This is a genomic window from Sphingomonas aerolata (assembly GCF_003046295.1).
Lineage (GTDB): Bacteria > Pseudomonadota > Alphaproteobacteria > Sphingomonadales > Sphingomonadaceae > Sphingomonas > Sphingomonas aerolata.
Genome location: NZ_PZZN01000001.1, coordinates 1,493,749 through 1,517,371, shown reverse-complemented (window position 1 = coordinate 1,517,371; position 23,623 = coordinate 1,493,749). Strand labels below are relative to the sequence as shown.

Sequence of the window (23,623 nt, the reverse complement as noted above, 5' to 3'; positions counted from 1 at the left end):
CCCGAAGGACTGCGTAGATGAGCGACAAGAGCGAAGCCCCCGTGCCCAAGAAGAAGGGGAAGATGGGCAAGATGATCATCGGCGGCGTCGCGCTGCTCGTCCTGGTGGGCGGCGGCGTGGGGGCCGGTGTCTATGCCTCGAGCGCGGGGCTGATCGGCGGCGGCCATGCCGCGGCCGATGACGGCAAGCCCAAGCTCATTCCGAAAAGCGAGCAGAAGTCCGCCGGGGCCGAAGGGGACGGCGAAGGCGGCGGGCATGGCGGCGGCGAGGATGCCGCACCCGAGAATCACGGCATGGCGCCCCCTGCAGGCGAAGGCGGCGACCGCTATGCGTCGACCTATTATGCGCTGGAGAAGGAATTTACCGCCAACCTCCAGGACAGCGCGCATTTCATACAGGTCGGCGTCGCCGTCTCGACGCCCTATGACAACAGCGTCATCGACCATCTCAAGACAAACGAGATCGCGGTCCGCTCCGCGATCCTGATGGCGCTCGGCGAGGCGACCGAAGACGAGGTGTTTACCGCGCAGGGCAAGCGCAAATTGCAGGGCGAACTGGCCAAGGCGATCAACGCGACGCTCAAGCAGAAGGAAGGTTTCGGGGGGATCGGTAACGTTTACTTTACCAGTTTCGTCGTTCAGTGAGGCATGGTTAACGCCCCCCCAGACACGACGATGCGCGAGCGGCGCGAGCGCGATCGTCCCCAGGCGGCCCATTCGGGCATGCTGGGGTCGGCCAAGCTCAATCCCTTCGGCGACCTGCACACGCTGCAGCATCTGTCCGCCCGGTTCGCACGGACGTTGCGCGGCGTGTTCGAACCGATGCTGCGCCAGGAAGTGCGCAGCTGGGCCGAGCCACTCGTCGTCCAGCGTTTTGCCGACTACCGGGCGGAGCGCGGCGACGGGCTGATCGCCTGGCTGCCGATGGTGATGACGCCGGGTGCCGCGCAGGCGCTGTGCGTGATGGACGGGCGGTTCATCCTCGAGCTGCTCGACCTGTTCTTCGGCGGGACGGGCGCGGTGCCACCGGTGCTGCCGGCCGAATTCTCGCCCGCGGGCGAAGCGATGATCGCGCGGATCGGCCAGCTGATCGCGACCCCGCTCAAGACCGCGTGGGAGCCGATGGCACGGTTCGAGTTCCAGCCGACCCGTGTCGAGGTGAACCCGGCGATGATCGCCGAGCTCGACGGCGAGGATGCGATGATCGTCACCCGCTTCGGGCTGGCGACGGGGGCGGGCAAGCCGGTCTTTCTCGACCTCGTCTATCCGGTCACCGCGCTTAAGCCGCACGCCCCGTCGCTCACCACCAAGGTGCTCGGCAAGACCGCCGAGCCCGATCCGGCCTGGCGCAACGAGCTGACGCGCGCGGCGATGAACATCCGCTTCCCGATCCGCTCGGTGCTCGCCGAACCCGTCGTGTCGCTGCAGATGCTGATGGACCTGAAACCCGGCGACGTGATCCCGATCACGATCTCGGGCGACGTCCCCGTGATGGTCGGCAACGACCGGCTCGGCTGCGGCACGGTCGGCACGTCCAACGGCTTCGCGGCCATCCAGCTCACCTCCATTACCCGTATCGACGAAGGATTCGCAGCATGACCGACATGGCCGGTACTTTTCCGGTCGACGCCGCCGTGGCCGCCAATTTCAGGCTGCTGCAGGACGTCGACGTCAAGCTGACCGTCGAGATCGGCTCGACCAGCCTGACGCTGCGCGAACTGCTCGCGCTGAGCGAGAGCAGCGTGATCGAGCTCGATCGCCAGGCCAACGAGCTGCTCGACGTGTTCGTCAACGGCACGCTGATCGGTCGTGGCGAGGTCGTCACCGTCGGGGAGCGGTTCGGGGTGCGGATGACCGAGCTGGTCAGCCCCGACAAGTCGCTTGCGGCGCGCGGCTGATCCGATGCTCTGGTCCTATATCCTGAAACTCGTCATCCTCCTGCCGCTCGTCTGCGGGCTGATGGTCGGCTGTCTGCTGCTTTGGCGCAAGTTCGAGAGCCGCATGCCCGGCAAGCCCACGTCGCGGCTGATCGGCGTCAAGGAAACGATGATGATCTCGCCGGGCCTGCGCCTCGCGGTGATCGATTTCGAGGGCCGGCGGCTGCTCGTCTCGGTCGGTCGCGGTGGCGTGCACCTGATCGACAAGGTCGACGCATGAGCCTGATCGTTACGCGCAAGGGGTCGGGCCCGGCGCTGATTACCGCTGTAGAGGCCAGGCCGCAGTCGCGTGGCGCTGCGTGGCTGTGGGTCGGCCTCGCGCTGCTGGTCGCCCTGTTCCTCACCATGCCGGCCTTCGCGCAGGCCGTCCCCGCCCCTACCAGCCCCGCGGTCGGCGACGCGGTCGACCGCGCGCTCGGCCAGCTCGGCGGCCAGGCAGCGGGCAATAGCGGGCAGAGCGGCTCGCTGTCGCTGTCGCTGCAGGTCCTCATCATCATGGGGCTGCTAACGGTTCTGCCGGGCATCCTGCTGATGATGACCAGCTTCACGCGGATCATCATCGTGCTCGCGATCCTGCGCCAGGCGCTCGGCCTGCAGCAGACGCCGCCCAACCAGGTGCTGCTCGGCCTGTCGCTGTTCCTCAGCTTCTTCATCATGGCGCCGACGATCACCCAGATCAACACGACCGCGATCCAGCCCTATGCCGCCGGCCAGCTCGCCGGCACGCAGATGATCACCACTGCGGGCGTCCCGCTCCACGCGTTCATGGTCAAGCAGACGCGGATCAAGGACGTCACGATGTTCGCCGAAATGGCGAAGTCGGGCCCCTATGCGTCGCCGCGCGACATCCCCTTCTCGGTGCTCCTCCCGGCGTTCGTCACCTCGGAGCTCAAGACCGCGTTCCAGATCGGCTTCCTGATCTTCCTGCCGTTCATCGTCATCGATCTCGTCGTCGCGACCGTGCTGATGTCGCTCGGCATGGCGATGCTGTCACCGACGATCATCTCGATGCCGTTCAAGCTGCTGCTGTTCGTGCTCGTCGACGGCTGGGCGCTGACGATGGGCAGCCTCGCCAACTCCTTCGCGACCTGACCCGGTGAGCGCCCCCACACTCCCGTTCGTGCTGAGCGCAGTCGAAGCACATGAGTCCCAGGCCCTTCGACTTCGCTCAGGGCGAACGGAAGCATTATAAGCCATGGACGCGCAATATTTCCTGACCATCGCCAATCAGACGATGTGGGTGCTGGCGCTCGCCAGCGCGCCGATCCTGATCCCGGCGCTGCTGGCGGGGCTGATCCTCGGCATGATCCAGGCGGCGACGTCGATCAACGAACAGACGCTGTCATTCGTGCCGAAGCTGCTCGTCGTCGCGGTGTCGATCATGATCTTCGGCAGCCTGATCCTCGGGCTGCTGAGCGACTTCACCGTCAGCATCTTCGAACGCATCCCCGATCTGGTGAAATAGGCGGATGCTCGGCTTCGGCCTCTCGATCGAACCGCAGCTCTGGGCGCTGGTCTTCGTGATGGTGCGGATCGGCGCGACGTTCATCGCCGCGCCGGTGTTCGGCAACGTGTCGGTGCCCGTCACGGTCCGCGTCACGCTGTCGGGCGCGATCGGTTTCCTCGTGCTCGCCGCGCACCCGATCCAGCCGCCCGCGCAGATCTTCGCGACAGCGACCGTGCTCGCGGTCGCGGCCGAAGCGCTGGTCGGGCTCGCGCTCGGCTTCGTGCTGCAGATCGCGTTTGCCGCGCCGGTGATCGCCGCCGAGATCATCGGCGGGTCGATGGGCCTCGGTTTCGCCTCGTCGGTCGATCCGCAGAACGGCCAGTCGAGCCCCGCGCTCGGCCAGTTCTTCTCGATCATGCTGACCTTGCTGTTCCTGTCGATGGACGGCCACCTCGTGCTCGTCGAGATGCTCGTCAAAAGCTATGACGTGATGCCGCCCGGCGCCGCATGGCTCGGCGTCGACCGGTTGCGGGGAATCGCGTTCTTCGGCGGCTATGCGTTTCTCGCCGGGCTGCTGCTCGCGCTGCCGGTCGGCTTCCTGCTGCTGTGCCTCAACATCGTCGTCGGCATGATCAGCCGCGCCGCACCCGCGCTCAACCTGTTCTCGGTCGGCCTGCCTGCGAGCCTCGCGGTCGGCGTCGTCGCGCTCGCGGTCGGCTTCCCGGCGATGGGCGACTATATGGTCGTGATCATCCGCGAAGGCCTCGAAGCCACGCAGAGCCTGGTGCTCGGCTGATGGCAGACGAATTCGGCGAAAAGACAGAAGCCCCGACCGACAAGCGCAAGAAGGATGCGGTCGAGAAGGGCGACATCCTCCGCTCGCGCGACTTTGCCACCGCGCTCAGCATGCTCGCGGGCGTCGCCTGGCTGATCTATGCCGGCCCCTCGCTGATCGCCGCGTGCAAGGCGGTGATGGCGTCGAGCTTCCAGTTCGGCCGCGCCGATGTCGAGGATTTCTCGCCCTGGCGCCCGCTCCAGGAAGCGGGGTGGAAGCTTGCACCCTCGCTGGTCACGCTGTTCGTGGTCAGCCTGGTCGCCGCGGTGCTCAGCCAGGCGGGGCTTGGCTCGCTCGGCTTCAACGGCAAGCTGCTCGCGCCCAAGTTCACGCGCATCAACCCCGCCTCGGGTCTCAAGCGGATCTTCGGCCCGACCGGCTGGATCGAGCTCGGCAAGTCGCTGCTCAAGGTCGCATTGCTCGGCACGATCGGCGGCTGGATGCTGTGGCAGGCGTCGCACACGACGATGGGCCTCGCCTCGTCCGCCGATCTCAACCAGGCGCTGACGACGCTCGGCGGGACCTTCTCGTCGATCCTGATCGCGATGGCGTTCGGGCTCGTCGCGATCGCCGGGATCGACGTGCCGATCCAGATCATCCGCCGCCTCGGCAAGATGCGCATGTCGAAACAGGAGGTGAAGGACGAGCACAAGGACAATGAGGGCAATGCCGAGGCCAAGGGCCAGCAGCGCGCCAAGATGCGCGCGATGGCCAGCGGCAACATGCGCAAGGCGGTCGGCGAGGCGCACGTCATCCTGACCAACCCGACGCATTTCGCGGTCGCGCTGCGCTATGATCGCGGCAAGGACCAGGTGCCCGTCGTCGTCGCCAAGGGCCGCGGCGCGACCGCGCTGGCGATCCGCGAACTCGCCGCGGAGACCCGCGTACCCGTGCTCGAATACCCGCTGCTCGCGCGTGCCGTCTATTATACGAGCAAGGAGAATCAGGAGGTTCGCGACGACCTGTACATGGCGATCGCGACCGTTCTCGCCTTCGTGTTCGGGCTAAACGCGGCGGCGGGTGGCACGCCGATGCCGCAGCCCGCGATCACCGTGCCGGTCGATGCGCGGTTCGACGAGAACGGCGTGAAACTTCCCTAAAGATCCGGCGGCCGCGGTCGTTATTCCATTCGAGCGCGCAAGGATTTCGGCATGGCAATTTCGACGACGAGCAGCACCGCGACGCCGACCCCGGCGGCCACGCCGACGCCGACCGCGGCGAGCGTGACGAAGAACGCGGCGCAGTCGCTGCTGACCTCGCTCAATGCCGGCTCGGGGATCGACACCGCAAGCCTGGTGCCCTCGCTGGTCGAGGCGCAGTTTGCGGCCAAGACCGCGCAGCTGACCGCCAAGTCGAAGACGATCACCACGCAGATCTCGGGGCTCGCAACGCTCAAGAGCGCGATCTCGGGCTTCTCGACCGCCTATGCCGCGCTGGTGAAGGGCGGCACGCTGACCAGCCAGCCGACCAGCTCCAACACCGCTGCGCTCGGGGTCAGCGCGCTGGCGGGCGCGAAGGTCTCGGGGCTGTCGTCGACCATCTCGGTCAACCAGCTCGCCGCCGCGCAGACCATCCGCACCACCGCCGCGGTCGCCGATCGCACCGCGGTGATCGGCTCAGGCAGCTTCACGCTCAATTTCGGCACCGCCACCTATGACGCGGCGGGCACCAAGATGACCGGCTTCACCGCGGGCGGCGGCACCGCGGTGACGATCGACGTCACCGACGCCAGCCTCGACGGGATCGCCGCGGCGATCAACGCGAAGGGCGCAGGGATCACAGCCTCGGTCGTGACCGATTCGAACGGCAGCGCCTATCTGTCGATGAAGGGCGCGACAGGCGCGTCGCAGGCGTTCACGCTGAACGCGACGACGGACACGAGCGGCAAGCTGGCCGCCTATAATGTCGGTCCCGGCGCGACCAACACCAGCGTCACTGCGGCTGCTCAGAATGCCAAGCTGACCGTCGACGGGATCGCGGTCGAGCGCGCGAGCAACACGATCAACAACCTGGTGACGGGCGTCAAACTGCAGCTCAACGCCGTGTCGACCGGCCCGGTCACGCTGGGCAGCACGACGCCGACCAGCGCGCTGTCGCAGGCGGTATCCGACGTCGTCGAGACCTATAACCAGGTCATGGCGACGCTGACCGAGCAGACCGACCCGGTGACCGGCGTGCTGCGCGCGGACCCGGCGGCGAAGACGCTGTTGTCGTCGCTCAAGGCGCTGACGCTGGCGCCGCTGTCGGGCGACACGGGTGGCGGCAGCCCGACGACGCTCGCGCAGATCGGCGTCGCGACCAATCGTGACGGCACGTTGCGCGTCGATGCCGCCGCGCTGTCGAACGCGATGTTGACCAATTCGAGCGCGATCGAGACGATGCTGAACGGCTCGGCGGACGGCAAGACGGGGCTTGGCGCGGTGCTGAACGCGATCACGACCAGCGCGACCAACACGACGATCGGGCTCGGCGCCTCGCAGACGCGCTACACCGCGGCACAGTCCGCGATCGCCGATGCCGAGGCCAAGATCGCGGATCAGTCCGCGGCCATGACCACCCGCCTGACGCAGCAATTCTCGAGCATGAATTCGCGCGTGTCGTCGTACAAGTCGATCCAGAGCTTCCTCACCAACCAGATCGCCGCCTGGAACAAGAGCGACTCGTGATGTACGCAACCACCCTCACGCGCGACCCGTTCGCCACCTATCGCCAGATCGACGCGGTCGGTCGCACCACGACCGATGGCCCGGGCCTCGTCCAGCTGCTCTACAAGGAACTGGTCGCGGCGCTGCGTGCCGCCGCCTGGGCCTCCGACAACCGTCAATATGCGACCAAGAGCGACCGCGTGACGCGCGCGACCGCGATCCTGTTCGCGCTCGAGGCGGGGCTCGACTTCGAGCGCGGCGGCGCGGTGTCGGAAACGCTCGCGCGGCTCTATGCAGGCGCGCGCCGGACGATCGTCGACGCCTCGGTCGGCCAGGACGGCTCGATCTTCCGCACCACCGCGGACACGCTCGACGAGATCGCGCAGGCCTGGCGCACCGCCAGCGCGGCCTGAGCCGCTACCGTTCGAACCAGTGGCGCTGGACGAAGTAGATCACGATACCCAGCGCAATCACCAGGCAGCCGCCCGCGATCGCATCGAACGCCCAGGGCTCCTCGGCAAAGGGCAGCCCCTTCACGTTCATCCCATACAGCCCGGTCAGGAACGTCAGCGGCAGGAACACCATCGCCGCGACCGAGATGATCAGCGAGCGATTGTCGATCTGCTCTGCGCGCAGGTCGGTCAGCGCCTCGTGCGTCAGCGCGGATCGCTCGCGGATCGATTCGAGCTCCTCGGCCATCCGCGCCGCGCGGTCCGCCGCCGCCGCCAGATGCAGCCGGTCGTCGTCGCGCAGCCAGTCGCCGGGCAACGCGGCCAGTTTCTCGAGCGCGGCGCGCTGCGGATTGAGGAACCGGCGATAGCTGATCGCCGCCACGCGGACCTCACTGACGGTGCGGCGCAGGGCGAAGACATGCTTGGCGTCCAGCCGCTCCTCGCAATCGTCGAGCTCGTCGCCGAGCGCCGCCACCTCGGGGTCGAGATCGGTGGTGATCGCGGTCGCGAACGCGGTGATCAGGTCGCCGGGATCGCGCACCCGCCCCGCCTCGACCTCTTTTTCAACCAGCGGGATCGCGACCAGCGGCTTGCGGGTCAGCGAATAGACGCGTCCCTTGACCACCCAGATGCGCAGCGACGCGAGCAGGTCGGACGAATCCATCTCCTCGTTCGTCCGCCCGCGCAGATTGAGGAACGCCCCCTCGCCGACCGCCTCGCAGCGCGGCCGCGTCTCGGTCGCGGTCAGTGCGTCGATCACATAGGATTCGAGCCCGGCCTCGTTGCGAAGCCAAGCCTGCGCCTCGTCCTCGGTGGTCGACAGATGCACCCAGACCAGATCGCCGCTCGCGGCCGGCGCCGCCTCGACCGCGAGCCGCGACGCGACTCCGTCAGCGACCTTGAACCCGAACCCGCTCACGCGCGCATCGCCACATCGACGACCAGCCCCGAACCCTGCGCATCGGGCGGCGTGTCGCACGGGATCCGCGCCGCATCCGCGCGCGCGCGATCGAGGATCGCCGGCGGCACGTCGCTGCGGTGATAGACCCGGTCGGCGCTGGCGAGCGCCCGCGCCTGTCGCAATGTCAGATCATCGGGGTCGCGCGACGCAAGCGTCATCCGCACGATCGCCCCGTCCTGCACCGATCCCCCGTCGAGCCAGCCGGCCACGTCGCGCGACGGTCCGAGCGGATCGAGCACGCCCCCCGGCGCGAGCGCATCGGCCAGCGCACGCCGTCTGGCACCGCCATCGGGGAAGCGCGCGCGCATCGCCCCGCGTGCGCGCTGCAGTGCGCTTGCCAGCCCGCCCAGATCCGCCGGCACCAGCGCTTCGAGCCGCTGCCGCAGTGCCGCCGCCAGCCCGGCCGACGCGCCCCCCGTGCCGATCGCGATCAGCACCGGCTCGCGGTCGACGATCGCGGGCAACGTGAAGTCGCAATGCTCGGACCGGTCGACCGCGTTGACGAGCACACCGCGCGCCTTGAGCCGCGCGACCGCCGCGAGCGCCTCCGCCTCGTCGTCGATCGCGACGATCGCCAGCGCGGCCATGGCGGCCTCATCGGTGACGACGTGAGCGCCGGCGCGGTCGAGCAGCCGGCGTTTCGCGTCTGCCGCCTCGCCCTCGCCCAGCAGGATGACCGGGCGACCCGCCAGCCGCACGAATAGCGGCAGGCTGTGCAGGCTCACCGCTTGAGCCATTCGGGGACGCGCTCGGCGGCCAGGATCGTCTCGGGCTCGATCCGATCGGCGACCACCGCGAACCGATCGCCGTCGACCAGCACCTCGGGCACCAGCGCGCGGCTGTTATAGGTCGACGCCATCGTCGCGCCGTACGCGCCTGCGGTGCGGAACACGCCCAGATCGCCCGACTTCACGACGTCGATGTCGCGCCCCATCGCGAAGGTGTCGCCGGTCTCGCACACCGGCCCGGCGATGTTCGCGGTCATCCGCTCGCCGCCCGGCTCGACCGCGACAAAGTCGTGATAGGCGTCGTACATCGCGACGCGCGCGAGGTCGTTCATCGCCGCATCGACGATCACATAGGGGTTGGTGACCCCCGGCTTCACCCAGATGACCTTGGTCAGCAGCACGCCCGCATTGCCCGCGATCACGCGCCCCGGCTCGAACATCAGTTCGACGTCCCAGCCCGCGGTTGCGCGCGCGACCATCGCGCCATAGTCGGCCGGGCTCGGCAGCACGTCGTCGGGCTTGTACGGTACGCCGAGGCCACCGCCCAGATCGACCCGGCTGATGACGTGCCCCGCCGCGCGCAGTTCGGCCACGAGTTTGCCGATCCGCGCATAGGCCGCCTCGAGCGGGGCGAGATCGGCGAGCTGGCTGCCGATATGGATCGCCACCCCGCGCAGATCGAGCCCGTCATGCCTTGCCAGCCGGTCGAACATCGCCGGCGCCTGGTCGATCGGCACGCCGAACTTGTTCTCCTTGCGCCCGGTCGAGATCTTGGCGTGCGTGCCCGCATCGACATCGGGGTTCACGCGCAGCACCGCCGGTGCACGAATGCCGCGATCGCGAGCGAGTGCGGCAAGCACCTCGCCCTCCTCCTCGAGCTCGAGGTTGAACTGGCCGATCCCGGCGTCGAGCGCGCGGGCCAGTTCGTCGCGGGTCTTGCCGACGCCCGAAAACACGATGTCCGACGCGGGGATGCCCGCCGCCAGCGCGCGCGCCATCTCGCCCGCCGACACCACGTCCGCACCGTAGCCCTCGTCAGCCAGCACGCGCAGCACCGCGACGTTCGGATTGGCCTTGATCGCATAGGCCAGACGCACGCGTCCCGCGCCTTTCAGCGCGTCGCGAAACACCTGCGCGTGACGGCGGAACGTCGCGGTCGAATAGACATAGACGGGCGTCCCGACCGCCTCGGCGATCGCGGGAAGCGCGACGTCCTCGACATGAAGGACGCCGTCGCGATAGTGGAAATGGTCCATGCTGGCCTGTGATCAGTTGGAAGGCGGCAGGTTGAATTCGTCGCTCCGCCGCTCGCGCGAGCTGGTAAGCAATTCATCACTGCGTTCGGGTCGCTGCTGCGGCGTCGGCGTCAGCAGCGCGGTCGGCGTCGGTGTCGTCTTCGCACCGTAAGGCGCGACCGGCAGCGATTTGCCGGGTCCGGGCTCGAGCCCGTCGGCCGCCCCGCAGGCGGTCAGCGACAGGCCCGACAGGGTCAGGCCGGCGAGAAGGATCAGGCGTGTCATTCGCTCGTCTCCCGTGCGGCGCGGATCGCGGCGCGTACATTGTCGGGCGCGGTCCCGCCGAAGCTGGTGCGGCTGGCGACCGACGCGTCGACCGACAATACGCCGTACACCCGGTCATCGATCCGTGCGTCGATTGCTTTCAGATCCTCGATCGACAGCGCGTCGAGCGCGATGCCGAGGTCCTCCGCGCGTTTCACCGCACGCCCGGTCACATGATGCGCCTCGCGGAACGGCAGCCCCGCCTCGCGCACCAGCCAGTCGGCAAGGTCCGTCGCGGTCGCAAAGCCCGCCTCGGCCACCGCACGCATCCGCTCGGTCCGGAACGTCGCGCTCTTGACCATCCCGGTCATCGCCGCGATCGACAGCGCGAGCAGGTCGTGCGCCTCGAACACGGGCGGCTTGTCGTCCTGCATGTCCTTCGAATAGGCGAGCGGCAGCCCCTTCATCGTTACCATCAGCGCGGTCATGCACCCCATGATCCGCCCCGAATGGCCACGCACGAGCTCGGCGGCGTCGGGATTGCGCTTCTGCGGCATGATCGAGCTGCCCGTCGACCATTGGTCGCTAAGCGCGACGAAGCCGAAGGGCTGCGACGCCCAGAGCACGAATTCCTCCGCCAGCCGCGACAGATGCAACGCGCACTGCGTGGCCGCGACGAGGTAATCGAGCGCGAAATCGCGGTCGCTCACCCCGTCCAGAGAATTGGTCATCGGCCCGTCGAACCCGAGCGCGCGCGCGGTCATCGCGCGGTCGATTGGGAAGCCCGTCCCCGCCAGCGCCGCTGAGCCGAGTGGCGAGCGGTTCATCCGCACGCGCGCATCCGCAAACCGGCTGACGTCGCGCGCGATCATCGCGTGATACGCCATCAGGTGATGGCCGAGCGTCACCGGCTGCGCGGATTGCAGATGCGTGAACCCCGGCATGACGCTCGCGGCATGCTCCTCGGCCCGCACGAGCAACGCCGCCTGGAACCCGCCGAGCGCCGCCAGCACCTGGTCGATCGCATCGCGGACCCAGAGCCGGAAGTCGGTCGCGACCTGGTCGTTGCGCGACCGCGCGGTGTGCAGACGCCCCGCGACCGGACCGATCGCCTCGGCGAGCCGCGCCTCGGTCTGCATATGGATATCTTCGAGGCCGAGGTCCTCGGCGACGCCATTGGCGGCATAATGCGCCGCGACCTGGTCGAGTCCCGCGGCGATCGTCGCGGCGTCCTCGGCCGACACGATACCGCGTGCGCCGAGCATCGCGACATGCGCCTTGGAGCCGGCGATGTCCTGCTTCCACAGTCGCTTGTCGAAGGGGATCGAGGCGTTTATCTCCCGCATAACCGCGGCCGGACCCTCGGCGAAGCGTCCACCCCACATCGCATTGGAGCCGTCCATGTCCTCCCCTTCTCTGCTCTCAAGGGCGTCGATCGTCTGTCTCCTGGGTAGCGCAATGCTGATTGCGGGCTGCGATAGGAAATCGCCGGCTCCGGAGCAAGCAAACGCGGCAGGTCCCGCCGCCGGCCCCGCTGCTGGCAACACCGCGACATCGGACGAAGTCGCCGCTGCGCCCGACGAAGCGACCGGCACCCCCGCCGCCCCGGTCGACAAGATCGACCGCAGCCACAAGGGCGAGACGGGGCCGACGACCAGCTTCACCGCCCCCGATGGAAAGTCCGTCACGCTCGCCAGCTTCAAGGGCAAGCCGCTGCTGCTCAACCTGTGGGCGACCTGGTGCGCGCCCTGCGTCGCCGAGATGCCGACACTCGATGCGGTCGCGGGCGCAATGAAGGACAAGGTCCAAGTCGTCGCGGTCAGCCAGGACCTTCAGGGCGCCGAGAAGGTCACGCCGTTCTTCGCGCAAAAGGCGTTCACGACGCTGAAACCCTATCTCGACGCCAAGGCCTCGCTCAGCATCGCCTATCAGGCGAACCTGCCGACCACGATCCTCTACGATTCGGACGGGCGCGAGGTCTGGCGGATGCTCGGCGGCTATGAATGGAACACCCCCGCCGCGGCAAAGCTGATCGCCGAAGCCAGCTGAACGCCCCGCACGACGATGCACCGCTTTGCCGCGAAAGCTGGAGCGGCGCGTCATCGGCATGCAGGGAACGCGTACCTTTCGGCGCGAAATCCTGCGCCCTCGGGTACACTCACTCGGTATCACGCGTGTACTCTCCTCTGCATCGGGACCATGAGGAGCACCTGACGCCGGACACGAAAACCCATGCTGCCCGCTGCACCGGGTTTCGGACTATGTGTCGGCCCGGACAAACCTGCCCGTTGTCAGCGCCATCGGCGCAGGGCGGGTTCCTGATTGGGGCGGGGTATAGCGCCTCAGGTCGATTCCCCCGAGTCACGGTACACAGCCTCGATATTGTTTCCGTCGGGATCATACATGGAGGCTGCATAGTAACCCGCGGGGTAGCCGTCCGAACGGAGACCGGGAGCACCGTTATCCACCCCTCCGGCAGCCAGCCCGTGGCGGTAAAAGTCTTCGACAGCTTTGCGGGATGTAGCGCGGAACGCGGTGTGTTGCTTCACGTCGGTTGGATGGAAGATGTCGAGCCAGAACGCGGGATATTCGGTACCGAAAGCAACGCCTGCCAAGTCGGCGTCGCCATCGTCCGCCGGCCCCATAGTCGAGTTGATTCGCATGACGACTTCAGCCCCGAGGGGGCGAAGTGCTGCTTTGTAGAACCGAGCAGATCGAACGATGTCAGTGACACCGATGCCGGTATGATCAAGAAGCCAATTGGACGCGTCTGCCATCGGATCTCTCCACCGGATTGCTGCTCGCTTTATCGGATAATGCCCGGCAACATCGTCGCTTCGCAAGCTAGACTGGCCTGCTTGGAGCTCTAATCAGTCACTTGACGAAACAGAACATGCGCCCGCAATCTGCTGACGCTTCCCGTGATGCAAGGACACGATGATGGTTCTCATGTTCGCGCTCCTGCTCGCAACACCGCAAGGATGCATCGATACACGCCGCGAATGCCGCGCCTGCACGACGACCGATGGCAAGCAGCGTTGCTCGAACCCGGGCATCGCGTGCCAGCCTCTGACCCGCCTGTGCCGCCCGACCACCGACGTGGCCGCCGCGGAACGCCCCAAGACCGCAAAGCCAGTCAACCGCTAAGTCCGCAGCGATGTTGCAAACCCGCGAATGGGGGATCAGCACCTATACGGCAGAACCGCACCCGGCCGCTCCCAAAGGACGGCACGCCGCCGCATGCCTCTGTCATGGAGGTCCGGTCTCGGCGTCGAAGGGTGAAGCTGTGGAGTGGCAGTTTAGCTGCGGCTCTCCCCCTCAGCGCTAATTTTTTGCTACAAGCCGCAGACGCATAAGCCTGCGTTGATCTCTATTTTCCAGTGACTTACCGTCCATGCTTTCTCATGTCAGCGTAATCGGCGGACGTGCTGGCCGTGAGCAGCCCCCACCGGGCGGTCCGGGTAGATAGTTAATGCATTGTCGCCTCCGCCGCCATTGCCGGGCGTAGGTGGAGCGAAGCGGAGCCGGAGGCTGGCAATGGCAGGGTCGCCCCGGCTGACGCCGGAGGTCGATAGCCCAGACTGCTGTGCGGTCGGACGGTGTTATAGTGACGCCGCCACGCCTCGATCAGCACCCTTGCCCCGGCGAGACTGTAGAAGATCTCGCCGTTGAGTAGCTCCTCGCGAAGCGAACCGTTGAAGCTCTCGTTATAGCCGTTTTCCCATGGCAAGCCCGGCGCGATGTACAGCGTCTTCACGCCGACCTGGCCGAGCCATTTCTGGACCACGGTAGCGATGAACTCGCTGCCATTGTCCGACCTGATATGCGCTGGCGGACCCCGCGTAATGAACAGCTCGGCAAGCGCCGCCAGCACGTCGTCGTGATTCAACTGACGTGCGACGATCAGCGCCAGGCACTCCCTGCTGGCCTCGTCGATGATCGTAAGGATCCGGAACTTGCGCCCGTCGTGCGTTCGCGCTTCAACAAAGTCGTACGCCCAGACATGCCCCGGATACTCTGGCCGCAGCCGAATGCACGAGCCGTCGTTCAACCACAGCCGGCCACGCTTGGGTTGCTTCTGTGGCACCTTCAGCCCCTCACGCCGCCAGATGCGTTCGACACGCTTATGAATCACCGACCACCCCGCGGCATTCAGCAGTGCGGTCACCCGACAATAACCGTAGCGTCCATACTGCCCGGCCAGCGCAATGATGTTCTCAGCCAGCGCCTGTTCGTCGTCGGCCCCGCACGGCACCTTGCGCTGCGTCGACCGATGCTGCCCGAGCACGCGACACACCCGTCGCTCGGATACGTCCAGCACCTCTTTCACTTGGTCAATGCAGCGTCGGCGCCGCGCGGGGCTTAAAAGTTTGCCCGTGCCGCCTCCTGCAGGATCAGCCTGTCCAGTGTCAGGTCGGAGATCGCCCGCCGCAGCCGCAATTGCTCCTTCTCCAGATCCTTCTTCCGACAAGCCTGGTCCGTCTTCAGACTACCATATTCCTTGCGCCAGCGGTAGTAGGTTTGCTCGTTGACCGCGATCCGCCGACACGCCTCGGCGGTCGTCCCGCCTTGGCCCAGGACGATTTCAACTTCACGCAGCTTTCCGATGATCTCTTCCGGCTTGTGCTTTTCCGCAGGCATTCGTCGTCCCCTCCTTCATCCAGACTTTCATAGTCGATGGACCCCTCAGAAGGGGACAGCTCAAAGAGTGCGGGAAGCGACCATACGAGAGCGTGTGCCACGCTCGATTTCGCCACGCTACCCTTATGTCCGAGAATTACACTTATCGGACATGGATTTTGCACTAGGCATGACAAGGGGCTCTGGCCGAGCTGCTCATCGCATGCGGGCCGCCTGCCAATATCAGATCTGATAATGGCAGCGAATTTATCGCGACGGCCGTTTGGAAATGGTTGGCGCAGAGCCAACGCAGAACTACCCATATGTTATGATGAGATTACAGGCACGGTAGTATACAAAGCGCGAACTGTCGCCATTTCAGGTGCCGCAGGATTAAATTGGACGAAATTTTCCAGCTCGCGAGGACGCTTACCTAAAGCGCGCTCGGCGCGCCATTGCTGGAGCAATCTAGGAATAAACGGTCGGACAAGCCGCGTTATCCGTTGCTTCGCAGATAGCACCCCAGGCCGCGACCAGCGTTGCTCTCCTGCCGCAACACGAGTCCACTCTGTAGAATAGTCGCTCTGCTGAGGCGTAGTTTGAAAAAGCGGGACCGATTTTATCTTTTTCGCTACGATGAACAGATACTCGTAACACTGACTACTGTTAAAACCGACACGAGCACCCACCAAGGCGGGGTCTTTGACTGCTAGCCATTTTGCATTACTGAACAGGGGAGCAAGAAACATTGCTTCGACATTATACCCATTAGCTATACTCAGCGTACGGAAAAATAATTCAGGACTGAATTGATAGAATCCATGCCCCATTTCGTTATTCGCTGGTAATGCCAATACTAAATGGCCACCTACCTTTGGCATGCGCATATAACTCGCTAGAGCGGTAGGCACATTGAAAACATGTTCCAGTGTGCCGCCGTCGAATACCGTTGAGAATTGTTCGGCGAGACCGTCCGGCAAGTCGGTGTTTAAGTCGTGGATGACAGATGCTCCCTCAAAGTCGGACACATCCATAGCGTCAATCTCCACGGCGCCGAGATGACGAAATAAAGGGTCGCTGATTCGTCCAGCTTCTCCAGACAGATCTCGAGCGACGCTCCCTGATACCGGCGTACCCGCAGAACGGAACACCCGCTCAACTTGAGCTGCCGAAGCCATTATTTCTTGACGACCGATCGTCAGCGTGTTTGAGAAGTCAACCCCAAGATGTTGCTGCGCTAAAATAAGCAGCCGCACCGACTGCACCTCAATGCCCATTTTTACTTCCTCTAGTACAGCTAATAATAACGGCGCGGATACATACCCGACCGTCGCAGAACCAGTAGAGCTTCGTCGTACAGTGGGTGCCGCTGATGCCTTAAAGCGACAAGCCAAAGAACCGCAGCGACCACAATGCTAACTCCGACTTGTACTAACGGCACCGACGCATTCCATCCGTGCCACGCCATGAGCAAAGAGCTCGGCATAATCGTAACGGTGGTCAATACCATGTTACGCTGAAATATGCTCCCTAACTCACCTGGCTTAGCATTTGACAGGCGGCGCATGTGAGGGATGAACAAATATGCGCCTGTAATGGAGTCAAAGATGCGGCCCGCTGCAGCACCAGCAATTCCAAAAAAGCACCCCACTGTAAAAGCACATACACCGATCAGCGATCGAAAAGACTCTAACGGAACTTGCCGTCCGATCTCGTTCCGAAGGATAAACAATTCTGAGCTCATGGCAAACGAAAGCCCGATTGCCTGTACTACCATTAGAATAGACAGCGGCAGGGACGCGGCTATCCAAAGCGGGCCAAATAACAAGAGAACGACTGGGCCAGATAAAACTGCGATTCCCATTACCGTAGGCCACATCAGGCCAAGAACGATATCGAGTCCACGTAAATAAACGGTACGAAGATCGTTTCCTCGATGCTCCTCATCGGCCATTTGCGCCATGAACACACGGGCAGCAGAGCCATATAGATTCTGGAATATAATAGTCGATATCGAGTTTGCGCGGGTGTAAATGCCAAGAGACGATAATCCGAGCATTCGACCAAGAATAATTTCTGATAAGCGCATGGATATGAGAGAGACTCCCCCAATCGATAGCGACTTTATCCCGAATGATACAATTTCACGCCACTGCCTTAGCGATACGCGAGCACGCCGTTGCGATTGTGCTGTCAAAAGAAACAATATAGCGCCCACGACAGAAAATACGAGAGCACCGTACGCTGGGCTGAGCGCACCTGCGCCTAACAGGGCTGCTGCTATACTAGTTATTGAGCCCAGAAAGGTTCTTGCGATTGCAATGCGCGAGAACAAGGCGAAGCGCATATCTCGCTGCAGCATGACCGACGGAATGAATTCGACGATCGATATGGCTGGAATTATAGACAATATCTTGAGTGTGGTCCCTATTAAAGGGTCATCTTTTGTGACTTCCGATATAGAACTCGAAAAAGCTATAACTACACAAAGAACTAACGAGGCAATCGCATTTACGGTGAAAGCTGAATGCAGTTTTTCGTCTGTTAGATCCTGCTCACTTACTAAGTACGCACTAATACCAAACGAGGATACGGCTTGCAGAATACCAACGATTGCCATGCTTACTGCATAGATGCCAATCTCGTGCGGATTAAGTAAACGTGTTAGGATCACCGTCGTGCCTAAGGTAGCAAAAAAGGACAAAAGCTGCCCAGAAATTGCCCAAACGAATGCCTTACGAACGGACATTGAAACCTTGGCGAGAAATACGGGATGAGCCGGTTATCGTTTCGATTACCCGATCCCATGTGCCGTGCTACGGGAACCGGGCGCCTATAGCGGCTAGTTCGCATTGGCAAGCCAAGAGGGTTCGCCTATGCGCAGGGCATGCGATGGATGGTTGATATGAGGGAATGGCACTCAACGGTAATGGACGTGCAGTGCAGGATCTGACCCGCAGCTGGCGCCAGTGGCTCTACCTTCGCTGCCTTCCAAAATTACCAAGCCGGGTCGAGCGATATGTGCAGGACTTTCTTTCGCGTAACGCGGTGCACCACGCTTGCCGTCGACTGGGAGGCGAAGCGATATCATGTCGCCGAAGGGTGATGCTGGTAACCAACGATCTCAGTCGCAGCGGCGCGCCTCAGTTAGTGTACCAGATGGCGTTGCTGCAGCAGAGAATTGGAGCCCACCCTGTGGTGGTGTCGCCACTAAGTGGCCCAATGATGGCTGATTTTAGACAGGCTGGCATACCGGTGATTGTCAGCCCCAGGCCGGGCGCCTGGGCTAGGAACCTTTGCCGGATGGCGCCGGTATTCGACGCAGCGATCTGCAACACGGTAGATACCGCTGATGCCGTTCACCTTCTTGCGCCAATCTTGCCCACCTTGTGGTATCTTCACGAGATATCTTTAATCGAAGAGCGCCTGGAACATCCAGCGGTAACCTTATCTATGCAGGCAGCGCAGCGCGTATGGGCCGGAAGCCCGCCCTGCGCCAATCTCGTCAAATCGTTGCGGCCTGATGTGGAGGTCGTGCCTTATGGCCTGACACCTCTTCCGGAATACCCTCGCCATCAGGGAGGGCCGTTTCGGATTGGTGTATTTGGGTCCATTGAGAAACGTAAAGGGCAAGACCTCGTTTTAGACGCTACTATACTCCTTCCTGAAAATGTTCGCTCAGGCATTGAGATAATTTTTTTCGGCAGAGCGCTAGATCAAAACCTCGGCCATCTGATCTCGGACGCGGCTAATAATGACCCTATAGTCTTTTACCATCAAGAACTAGATCGTAAGGCATATATTGATAAGATGAATAAGGTTGATGCAGTTCTAGTCAGCTCAAGAGATGATACATTGCCTTTGGTATCTCTAGATGCGCTTGGTATAGGAAAGATACTGCTTCTTGCACCTACCGTTGGTACTAAAGAGTGGCTTACTGATGGGACTGATTGCATCATTGGAAAGGAAACGACAGCTCAAGGAATGGCTGATCTTATTGAGCGTGGTTATCTTGCCAGAAATAGCGGCAGATACTTTAACAAGGCAGCTAAGGCCTCTTTTAAAAATAACTTCTCACTTTCAGGGTTCAACGACCGCCTTGAGGATGCTTTGAACAAGATTGCCGGGCCGACGTCAGCATGATATCGTCCTTAGCTGGAAAACGTTGCCTCGTTATTGGCGCGGGCGGATTCATAGGTGGTCACCTATGTGACGAGTTGGCCTTGGCCGGAGCACATGTTTCTGCATTTGGCCGACGGCCACGCTTTCCTAGCTCCAGAATGCCGGATGTGTGGTTTGAATATGACGCAAGAAACGTCGAAGCCTTGCGTGTGGCGTTGGCGGGCACTGATATTGTATTCCATGTTCTTGGCTCGGCAGACCCCACCGCGTCAAACTACAACGTGTCTAACGCCCTCCTTGAAACTATTGCTATTGACGGTACAATCATTGACCTTTGCATAGCACAACAGGTAGAGCGATTAGTTTTTGTTTCTTCGGGTGGCACAGTCTATGGCCCTGCACAATATCTCCCAATAGATGAACGGCACCCAACTAATCCACTATCTGCCTACGGCGTGGCAAAGCTATGTGTAGAAAAGATCCTGCAACTTCAAAAACAGCTCGTTGACATGGATTATATTATCTTGAGAGTGGCCAATCCGTACGGGCCTCGGCAGGACCCTCATCGGGGGCAAGGTGTCGTAGCCAAGCTATTATACCGGGCGATGCTCAACGAACCGATAGATATTTGGGGCGATGGAAGCGCCGTACGCGACTACATTTACATTTCCGATCTTGTTCGGGCAATTGTCGCCGCATCGACTGCAAAGCTTTCACTCGAACGTACGTTCAACATTGGGTCCGGCACCGGCCGCTCAGTGAATGATATCGTAACGGCGGCAGAGATGCTTTTAGTCCGGCGGGTACAGCGACATCATCTATCCCAGAAATCTGGAATGGTCTCAGCAAACGTTCTTGATTGCTCACGTGCGCACGCAATGCTGGACTGGCATCCAACGATTGCGTGGCACGACGGCCTGTCGCAAACGCTCGCGTGGATCACGGGATATTACGGACCTTTAGAGGACCGTTCCCGGGACGAACCAGTTGCCTAGAGCAATTTTCGATCAGAAGGCGTCATATCCGCAGTGCGCGAAGTAGTTTTGGCATTCTGCGGGTGTGAATGCGTCCATGCAGTCGCCGATGACGCGCCAGAGGTCGTCGACCGTTCTGGCCGCGGCCTTTCGCAGCAGGCTCTTGAGCTTTGAAAAGGCGTTCTCGATCGGATTAGAATCGGGTGAATACGGCGGAAGGAATAGGAGCGTGGCGCCAGCCCCCCTCGACTGCCTTGCGCACGTCGTCACCCTTGTGGGCCGGCAGGTTGTCGAGGATGACGATGTCGCCCCGGTGGAGCGTGGGTACGAGCACCTGCCGGGTGTAAGCCAGGAACCATTCGCCAGTCATCGGCCCGTCGAGGACCATCGGCGCCGTCATGCCGAGCGTTGTCAGGGCGCCGACGAAGGTTGTCGTCTTCCAGTGGCCGTGCGGGATCGGCGCGCGCAGACGCTCACCCCGCGGCGCGCGTCCATGCAGGCGCGCCATCTTCGTGTTAGCCGAGGTCTCGTCGATGAACACCAGCGTGTGCGGATCGAGGTCGGGCTGATCCTCGAACCATGCCTCACGTTGCATCAGGACGTCGGGGCGATCCTGTTCGGTCGCATGCCCAGTCTTTTTTTAAGCGTGATCCGCCGACGCCCGAAGAAGCGCCACAGGCCCGCGATGCTCACCGCCACACCTTGTCCCGCAAGTGTGCCGCGCAGGTCCGCCAACGTGATGTCCGGTGCCTTCGCCAGCTCGCCCATGATCGCATCGGCATGCCCCTCGATGCGTTGCGACCGACGGTCGCCGCCTTGCATGTGCGGCGTGACATCGCCTCTACCCTTCGAGAGCCTATGCCAGCGGATCGCGCTCGACGCGCTGACGCCAAACCTCATTGCAGCCTGACGACACGATGCACCCGCTTCGATCGCCGCGATTACTCGCTTGCGAAGATCAACCGAGAGCGACTTCGCCATGCACCACCTCCTTCGTGGTGGTGGCCTTTGAACCAGATCGCAATCCCTTTGAGAATCCCTCGCGAGTCAGTCAGGTCGAGACGTGCTCTAGCTTCGCCTTCCGCATTGCCAATGGCGCCTGAGCCGGCTAATCGCAGCGGCAATGATCAAGCCTGCGCCCGTCAGCGCAGGATTGCATCGGAGGCTAATTTTTTCGCGTCCGTGCTGGGCTATACGCCGGCAGCAGGACTGTCGTTTTCGGATGTCCGGTTTCTTCATGAATCCTTTTTTTCATCGGATGCGCTCCTTTTACAGCGAGCAGATGATATTCAGCGGATTCATTTGCTTGCTTGCCGTCACTGGCGGCTCATCCCGCGCCGACGAGCCAATCCAGATCGTTGTGCGGCTGCTGGCCTTGGCAGGGCTTGCCTTCGCTGTATTTTTTCGTCCAATCCCCTTCGATCGCGCACTTAGGCCGGCGGCAATAGCGTTAGCGGCAGCCGGTATAGCGATCGCTATCCAACTCATCCCGCTTCCACCCTCCGTATGGGAGCATCTTCCGGGACGAGAGTTATATGCGCAGCAAGGGAGGATAGCTGGAGTCGAGAATATCTGGCGCCCACTTTCTCTGTCACCGGATAGAACTTGGAACGCACTACTTTCTTTGCTTGTGCCCTTATCAGTGGTGGCGTTAGCGGCCAAGTTGAACCGCCGCCGTCGGCAGGCTACGCTTTCCCTGCTCGTAGGCATTCTAGCTTTTACTGCGCTAGTTGCGCTGTTCAGGCTGATTACTGGCCAGAGCTGGTTTACCTTTTTACATTCAACCGATGCAGGAGGAAGTGGCGTTTTCGCAAATCGAAACCATCAAGCGTTGCTTTTTGCCATGGGCATTCCGCTTTTAGCAACCTGGGTGGTCGAAGATCGGCTGTCGTCCATCAACACACGTCTGCGTTGGACTATCGGCGCGGCCGGCGCGGCGACATTGATGATACTAATACCAACGACCGGGTCTCGGGCTGGCCTAGCACTTGGTGGGTTAGCGGTTTTGATGGCGACCACAATCTTGTGGAAACCAGCGTCTCGCCTCCTGCAGCAGGTACGCCATCGTAAAATGCGAAGACTGATCCTTGCACTAGGGTGCGTTGCGCTGGCCGGCATGACGAGTTTGGCCCTGACACTTAGTCGAGCCGAAGGAGTGCAACGCCTAATGACGATGGACGTGGCGGGCGACACTCGCACTCGCCTGCTACCGCGCGTCCTTGAAATGACAGCGACATATTTTCCTGCTGGCGCGGGCTATGGCAGCTTTGATCCGGCGTTTCGGCGCTTCGAACAGCTCGGCGATTTGAAGCAGACCTATTTCAACCAGGCGCATGATGACCTGCTGCAGATTGTTATAGAAGGAGGGGGCCTCGGGATAGCCTTGCTGACCGGTGCGCTGGCGTGGCTGCTCGTGCAGTCGATCCGCGTCTGGCGAGCAAGCGCGACCACCACATCGATACGAATGGCCCGTCTTGCATCATTTTTGCTCCTGCTGATGATTATTGCCAGTGTCGTAGATTATCCGCTACGTACGCCTTTTATGATGGCATTATTTGCGCTATTCACTATATGGCTCTACGAGCCGGCTGCGATGGATAACGATAGTGCCGCTGCGAACTCCCTAGCCTGATGCGTAACCGGATTTTCAAATTCGCTATGCGCTATCAGGCCCGCCGATTTCAGGATAATTGTTGATGCGTTTTAACGCCTTAGTGGTAGTTGGCGTTCTTTTGCTGGCGGCCTGTGGGGGGCGTGAGCAGCTAGTGAGCACGCCAAACTTGACCGTAATCCGGGAGGCGGAACTCCCGCAGCCAACTCGAATGGATCTCACACCGCCAGATCGCCCCTCCTTTATCGGCCCGCTTGACGTGATTTTCATCGACGTTTTTAACGTCGATGAGATGAGCCGTGAGCTGCAGGTTGATGCCAGTGGCCACATTTCTCTACCGCTCGTCGGCTCAATCGACGCGAATGGGAAGACGCGAGACGAGTTGGCCGCCCTAATTCAGAATGCGTTGCGCGGACGCTATCTACGTGACCCTCACGTCACAGTTAATATCCGAAGCTCGGTGAGTCAGGTTGTTACAATTGATGGCCAAGTTACGGAACCCGGGCTGTATCCGGTGACTAATCAAATGACCCTGATGCGGGCACTGGCCTCGGCAAAGGGCATGACCGAGTACGCAAAGGTAGACGATGTAGTGATCTTGCGGACGGTCAACGGCCAGAAGATCGCCGGTCTCTATAACCTAGAAGCGATCCGGCGCGGCGCCTATGACGATCCCGCGATCTTCGCCAATGACGTCATTACCGTTGGCGACTCGCCGGCTCGACGTAGGTTTAACAGCTTCCTTGCCGTTTCGCCGCTTCTTACGGCCCCTATCATTGCGCTGCTGAACTAG

General features: G+C 62.4%; 25 protein-coding genes and 2 pseudogenes. 17 read left to right on the top strand and 10 right to left on the bottom strand.

The window, feature by feature from the left end; all coding sequences use genetic code 11:
- Positions 1 to 17 precede the first annotated feature (17 nt).
- From C8J24_RS07025 to C8J24_RS06980, 10 genes are all read left to right on the top strand, one after another.
- On the top strand, positions 18 to 644 hold the full coding sequence (locus C8J24_RS07025; protein ID WP_037528685.1) for a flagellar basal body-associated FliL family protein: 627 nt from the start codon (positions 18 to 20) through the stop codon (positions 642 to 644).
- A gap of 3 nt (positions 645 to 647) precedes the next feature.
- Positions 648 to 1,598, top strand: a complete 951-nt coding sequence (locus tag C8J24_RS07020) for a flagellar motor switch protein FliM (RefSeq protein ID WP_031441299.1) — start codon at positions 648 to 650, stop codon at positions 1,596 to 1,598.
- On the top strand, positions 1,595 to 1,897 hold the full coding sequence (gene fliN / locus C8J24_RS07015) for a flagellar motor switch protein FliN (protein ID WP_031394024.1): 303 nt from the start codon (positions 1,595 to 1,597) through the stop codon (positions 1,895 to 1,897). Before C8J24_RS07020 ends, fliN begins: the two co-directional genes overlap by 4 nt.
- A gap of 4 nt (positions 1,898 to 1,901) precedes the next feature.
- Positions 1,902 to 2,156 (top strand): flagellar biosynthetic protein FliO, encoded by a 255-nt coding sequence (locus tag C8J24_RS07010; protein WP_031394023.1) that lies wholly within the window; start codon positions 1,902 to 1,904, stop codon positions 2,154 to 2,156.
- Positions 2,153 to 3,028 carry a flagellar type III secretion system pore protein FliP gene (gene fliP / locus C8J24_RS07005; protein ID WP_107931225.1) on the top strand — a complete coding sequence of 292 codons (876 nt, stop codon included), beginning with the start codon at positions 2,153 to 2,155 and terminating at the stop codon, positions 3,026 to 3,028. The genes C8J24_RS07010 and fliP overlap by 4 nt, the downstream gene beginning before the upstream one ends.
- 103 nt (positions 3,029 to 3,131) lie before the next feature.
- Positions 3,132 to 3,401, top strand: coding sequence for a flagellar biosynthesis protein FliQ (fliQ, locus tag C8J24_RS07000; RefSeq protein ID WP_031395965.1), 270 nt, complete (start codon positions 3,132 to 3,134; stop codon positions 3,399 to 3,401).
- A gap of 4 nt (positions 3,402 to 3,405) precedes the next feature.
- On the top strand, positions 3,406 to 4,179 hold the full coding sequence (fliR, locus tag C8J24_RS06995) for a flagellar biosynthetic protein FliR (protein ID WP_107931223.1): 774 nt from the start codon (positions 3,406 to 3,408) through the stop codon (positions 4,177 to 4,179).
- Positions 4,179 to 5,318: a flagellar type III secretion system protein FlhB gene (flhB, locus tag C8J24_RS06990; protein WP_037528692.1), complete on the top strand. Its 1,140-nt coding sequence runs from the start codon at positions 4,179 to 4,181 to the stop codon at positions 5,316 to 5,318. Before fliR ends, flhB begins: the two co-directional genes overlap by 1 nt.
- A gap of 51 nt (positions 5,319 to 5,369) precedes the next feature.
- A complete protein-coding gene (gene fliD / locus C8J24_RS06985) occupies positions 5,370 to 6,884 on the top strand; it encodes a flagellar filament capping protein FliD (RefSeq protein ID WP_107931221.1) in 1,515 nt (504 codons plus the stop codon).
- Positions 6,884 to 7,276: a flagellar export chaperone FliS gene (locus C8J24_RS06980; RefSeq protein ID WP_208620919.1), complete on the top strand. Its 393-nt coding sequence runs from the start codon at positions 6,884 to 6,886 to the stop codon at positions 7,274 to 7,276. The genes fliD and C8J24_RS06980 overlap by 1 nt, the downstream gene beginning before the upstream one ends.
- A gap of 4 nt (positions 7,277 to 7,280) precedes the next feature.
- Here the strand turns inward: C8J24_RS06980 and C8J24_RS06975 are convergent, their stop codons facing one another.
- From C8J24_RS06975 to argH, 5 genes are read right to left on the bottom strand one after another with little or no spacing between them, the layout of a single operon-like run.
- Positions 7,281 to 8,234, bottom strand: a complete 954-nt coding sequence (locus tag C8J24_RS06975) for a zinc transporter ZntB (RefSeq protein WP_107931217.1) — start codon at positions 8,232 to 8,234, stop codon at positions 7,281 to 7,283.
- Positions 8,231 to 9,001, bottom strand: coding sequence for a precorrin-2 dehydrogenase/sirohydrochlorin ferrochelatase family protein (locus C8J24_RS06970; RefSeq protein WP_107931485.1), 771 nt, complete (start codon positions 8,999 to 9,001; stop codon positions 8,231 to 8,233). Before C8J24_RS06970 ends, C8J24_RS06975 begins: the two co-directional genes overlap by 4 nt.
- A complete protein-coding gene (gene lysA / locus C8J24_RS06965; RefSeq protein WP_107931214.1) occupies positions 8,998 to 10,260 on the bottom strand; it encodes a diaminopimelate decarboxylase in 1,263 nt (420 codons plus the stop codon). Before lysA ends, C8J24_RS06970 begins: the two co-directional genes overlap by 4 nt.
- 12 nt (positions 10,261 to 10,272) lie before the next feature.
- A complete protein-coding gene (locus C8J24_RS06960; protein ID WP_107931212.1) occupies positions 10,273 to 10,524 on the bottom strand; it encodes a hypothetical protein in 252 nt (83 codons plus the stop codon).
- Positions 10,521 to 11,888, bottom strand: a complete 1,368-nt coding sequence (gene argH, locus C8J24_RS06955; RefSeq protein ID WP_107931484.1) for an argininosuccinate lyase — start codon at positions 11,886 to 11,888, stop codon at positions 10,521 to 10,523. The genes C8J24_RS06960 and argH overlap by 4 nt, the downstream gene beginning before the upstream one ends.
- Before the next feature lie 16 nt (positions 11,889 to 11,904).
- Here argH and C8J24_RS06950 point away from each other — a divergent pair, with 16 nt between their 5' ends.
- Positions 11,905 to 12,552 carry a TlpA family protein disulfide reductase gene (locus C8J24_RS06950; protein WP_107931210.1) on the top strand — a complete coding sequence of 216 codons (648 nt, stop codon included), beginning with the start codon at positions 11,905 to 11,907 and terminating at the stop codon, positions 12,550 to 12,552.
- A 293-nt stretch (positions 12,553 to 12,845) separates the two neighbouring features.
- On the opposite strand, the gene C8J24_RS06945 is transcribed toward C8J24_RS06950, so the two are convergent.
- Positions 12,846 to 13,280, bottom strand: a complete 435-nt coding sequence (locus tag C8J24_RS06945) for a VOC family protein (RefSeq protein ID WP_107931207.1) — start codon at positions 13,278 to 13,280, stop codon at positions 12,846 to 12,848.
- A 163-nt stretch (positions 13,281 to 13,443) separates the two neighbouring features.
- Here C8J24_RS06945 and C8J24_RS06940 point away from each other — a divergent pair, with 163 nt between their 5' ends.
- Positions 13,444 to 13,650 carry a hypothetical protein gene (locus C8J24_RS06940; RefSeq protein WP_107931204.1) on the top strand — a complete coding sequence of 69 codons (207 nt, stop codon included), beginning with the start codon at positions 13,444 to 13,446 and terminating at the stop codon, positions 13,648 to 13,650.
- A gap of 322 nt (positions 13,651 to 13,972) precedes the next feature.
- On the opposite strand, the gene C8J24_RS06935 is transcribed toward C8J24_RS06940, so the two are convergent.
- A protein-coding gene (locus C8J24_RS06935) for an IS3 family transposase (RefSeq protein ID WP_107931202.1) occupies positions 13,973 to 15,144 on the bottom strand; the annotation gives its coding sequence in 2 pieces (ribosomal slippage) (positions 13,973 to 14,880 and positions 14,880 to 15,144; 1,173 coding nt in all).
- 179 nt (positions 15,145 to 15,323) lie between these two features.
- Here C8J24_RS06935 and C8J24_RS17845 point away from each other — a divergent pair.
- Positions 15,324 to 15,449, top strand: a pseudogene (locus C8J24_RS17845) (IS3 family transposase); the annotation flags it as partial.
- Here C8J24_RS17845 and C8J24_RS17305 read toward each other — a convergent pair.
- Both C8J24_RS17305 and C8J24_RS06930 read right to left on the bottom strand, forming a co-directional pair.
- Positions 15,450 to 16,400, bottom strand: a complete 951-nt coding sequence (locus C8J24_RS17305; protein ID WP_146163648.1) for a class I SAM-dependent methyltransferase — start codon at positions 16,398 to 16,400, stop codon at positions 15,450 to 15,452.
- 20 nt (positions 16,401 to 16,420) lie between these two features.
- Positions 16,421 to 17,872 (bottom strand): oligosaccharide flippase family protein, encoded by a 1,452-nt coding sequence (locus C8J24_RS06930; RefSeq protein WP_107931200.1) that lies wholly within the window; start codon positions 17,870 to 17,872, stop codon positions 16,421 to 16,423.
- Between the two features lie 554 nt (positions 17,873 to 18,426).
- On the opposite strand from C8J24_RS06930, the gene C8J24_RS06925 reads away from it, so the two are divergent.
- Positions 18,427 to 19,266, top strand: coding sequence for a glycosyltransferase family 4 protein (locus tag C8J24_RS06925; RefSeq protein ID WP_478212557.1), 840 nt, complete (start codon positions 18,427 to 18,429; stop codon positions 19,264 to 19,266).
- Positions 19,263 to 20,240: an NAD-dependent epimerase/dehydratase family protein gene (locus C8J24_RS06920; protein ID WP_107931195.1), complete on the top strand. Its 978-nt coding sequence runs from the start codon at positions 19,263 to 19,265 to the stop codon at positions 20,238 to 20,240. The genes C8J24_RS06925 and C8J24_RS06920 overlap by 4 nt, the downstream gene beginning before the upstream one ends.
- 12 nt (positions 20,241 to 20,252) lie before the next feature.
- Here C8J24_RS06920 and C8J24_RS06915 read toward each other — a convergent pair.
- Positions 20,253 to 21,200: pseudogene (locus C8J24_RS06915) on the bottom strand (IS630 family transposase).
- A 241-nt stretch (positions 21,201 to 21,441) separates the two neighbouring features.
- On the opposite strand from C8J24_RS06915, the gene C8J24_RS06910 reads away from it, so the two are divergent.
- Positions 21,442 to 22,851 carry an O-antigen ligase family protein gene (locus C8J24_RS06910; RefSeq protein WP_167396714.1) on the top strand — a complete coding sequence of 470 codons (1,410 nt, stop codon included), beginning with the start codon at positions 21,442 to 21,444 and terminating at the stop codon, positions 22,849 to 22,851.
- A 64-nt stretch (positions 22,852 to 22,915) separates the two neighbouring features.
- The gene (locus tag C8J24_RS06905) at positions 22,916 to 23,623 is read left to right on the top strand and encodes a polysaccharide biosynthesis/export family protein (RefSeq protein ID WP_146163647.1); all 708 of its coding nucleotides are present in this window, start codon (positions 22,916 to 22,918) and stop codon (positions 23,621 to 23,623) included.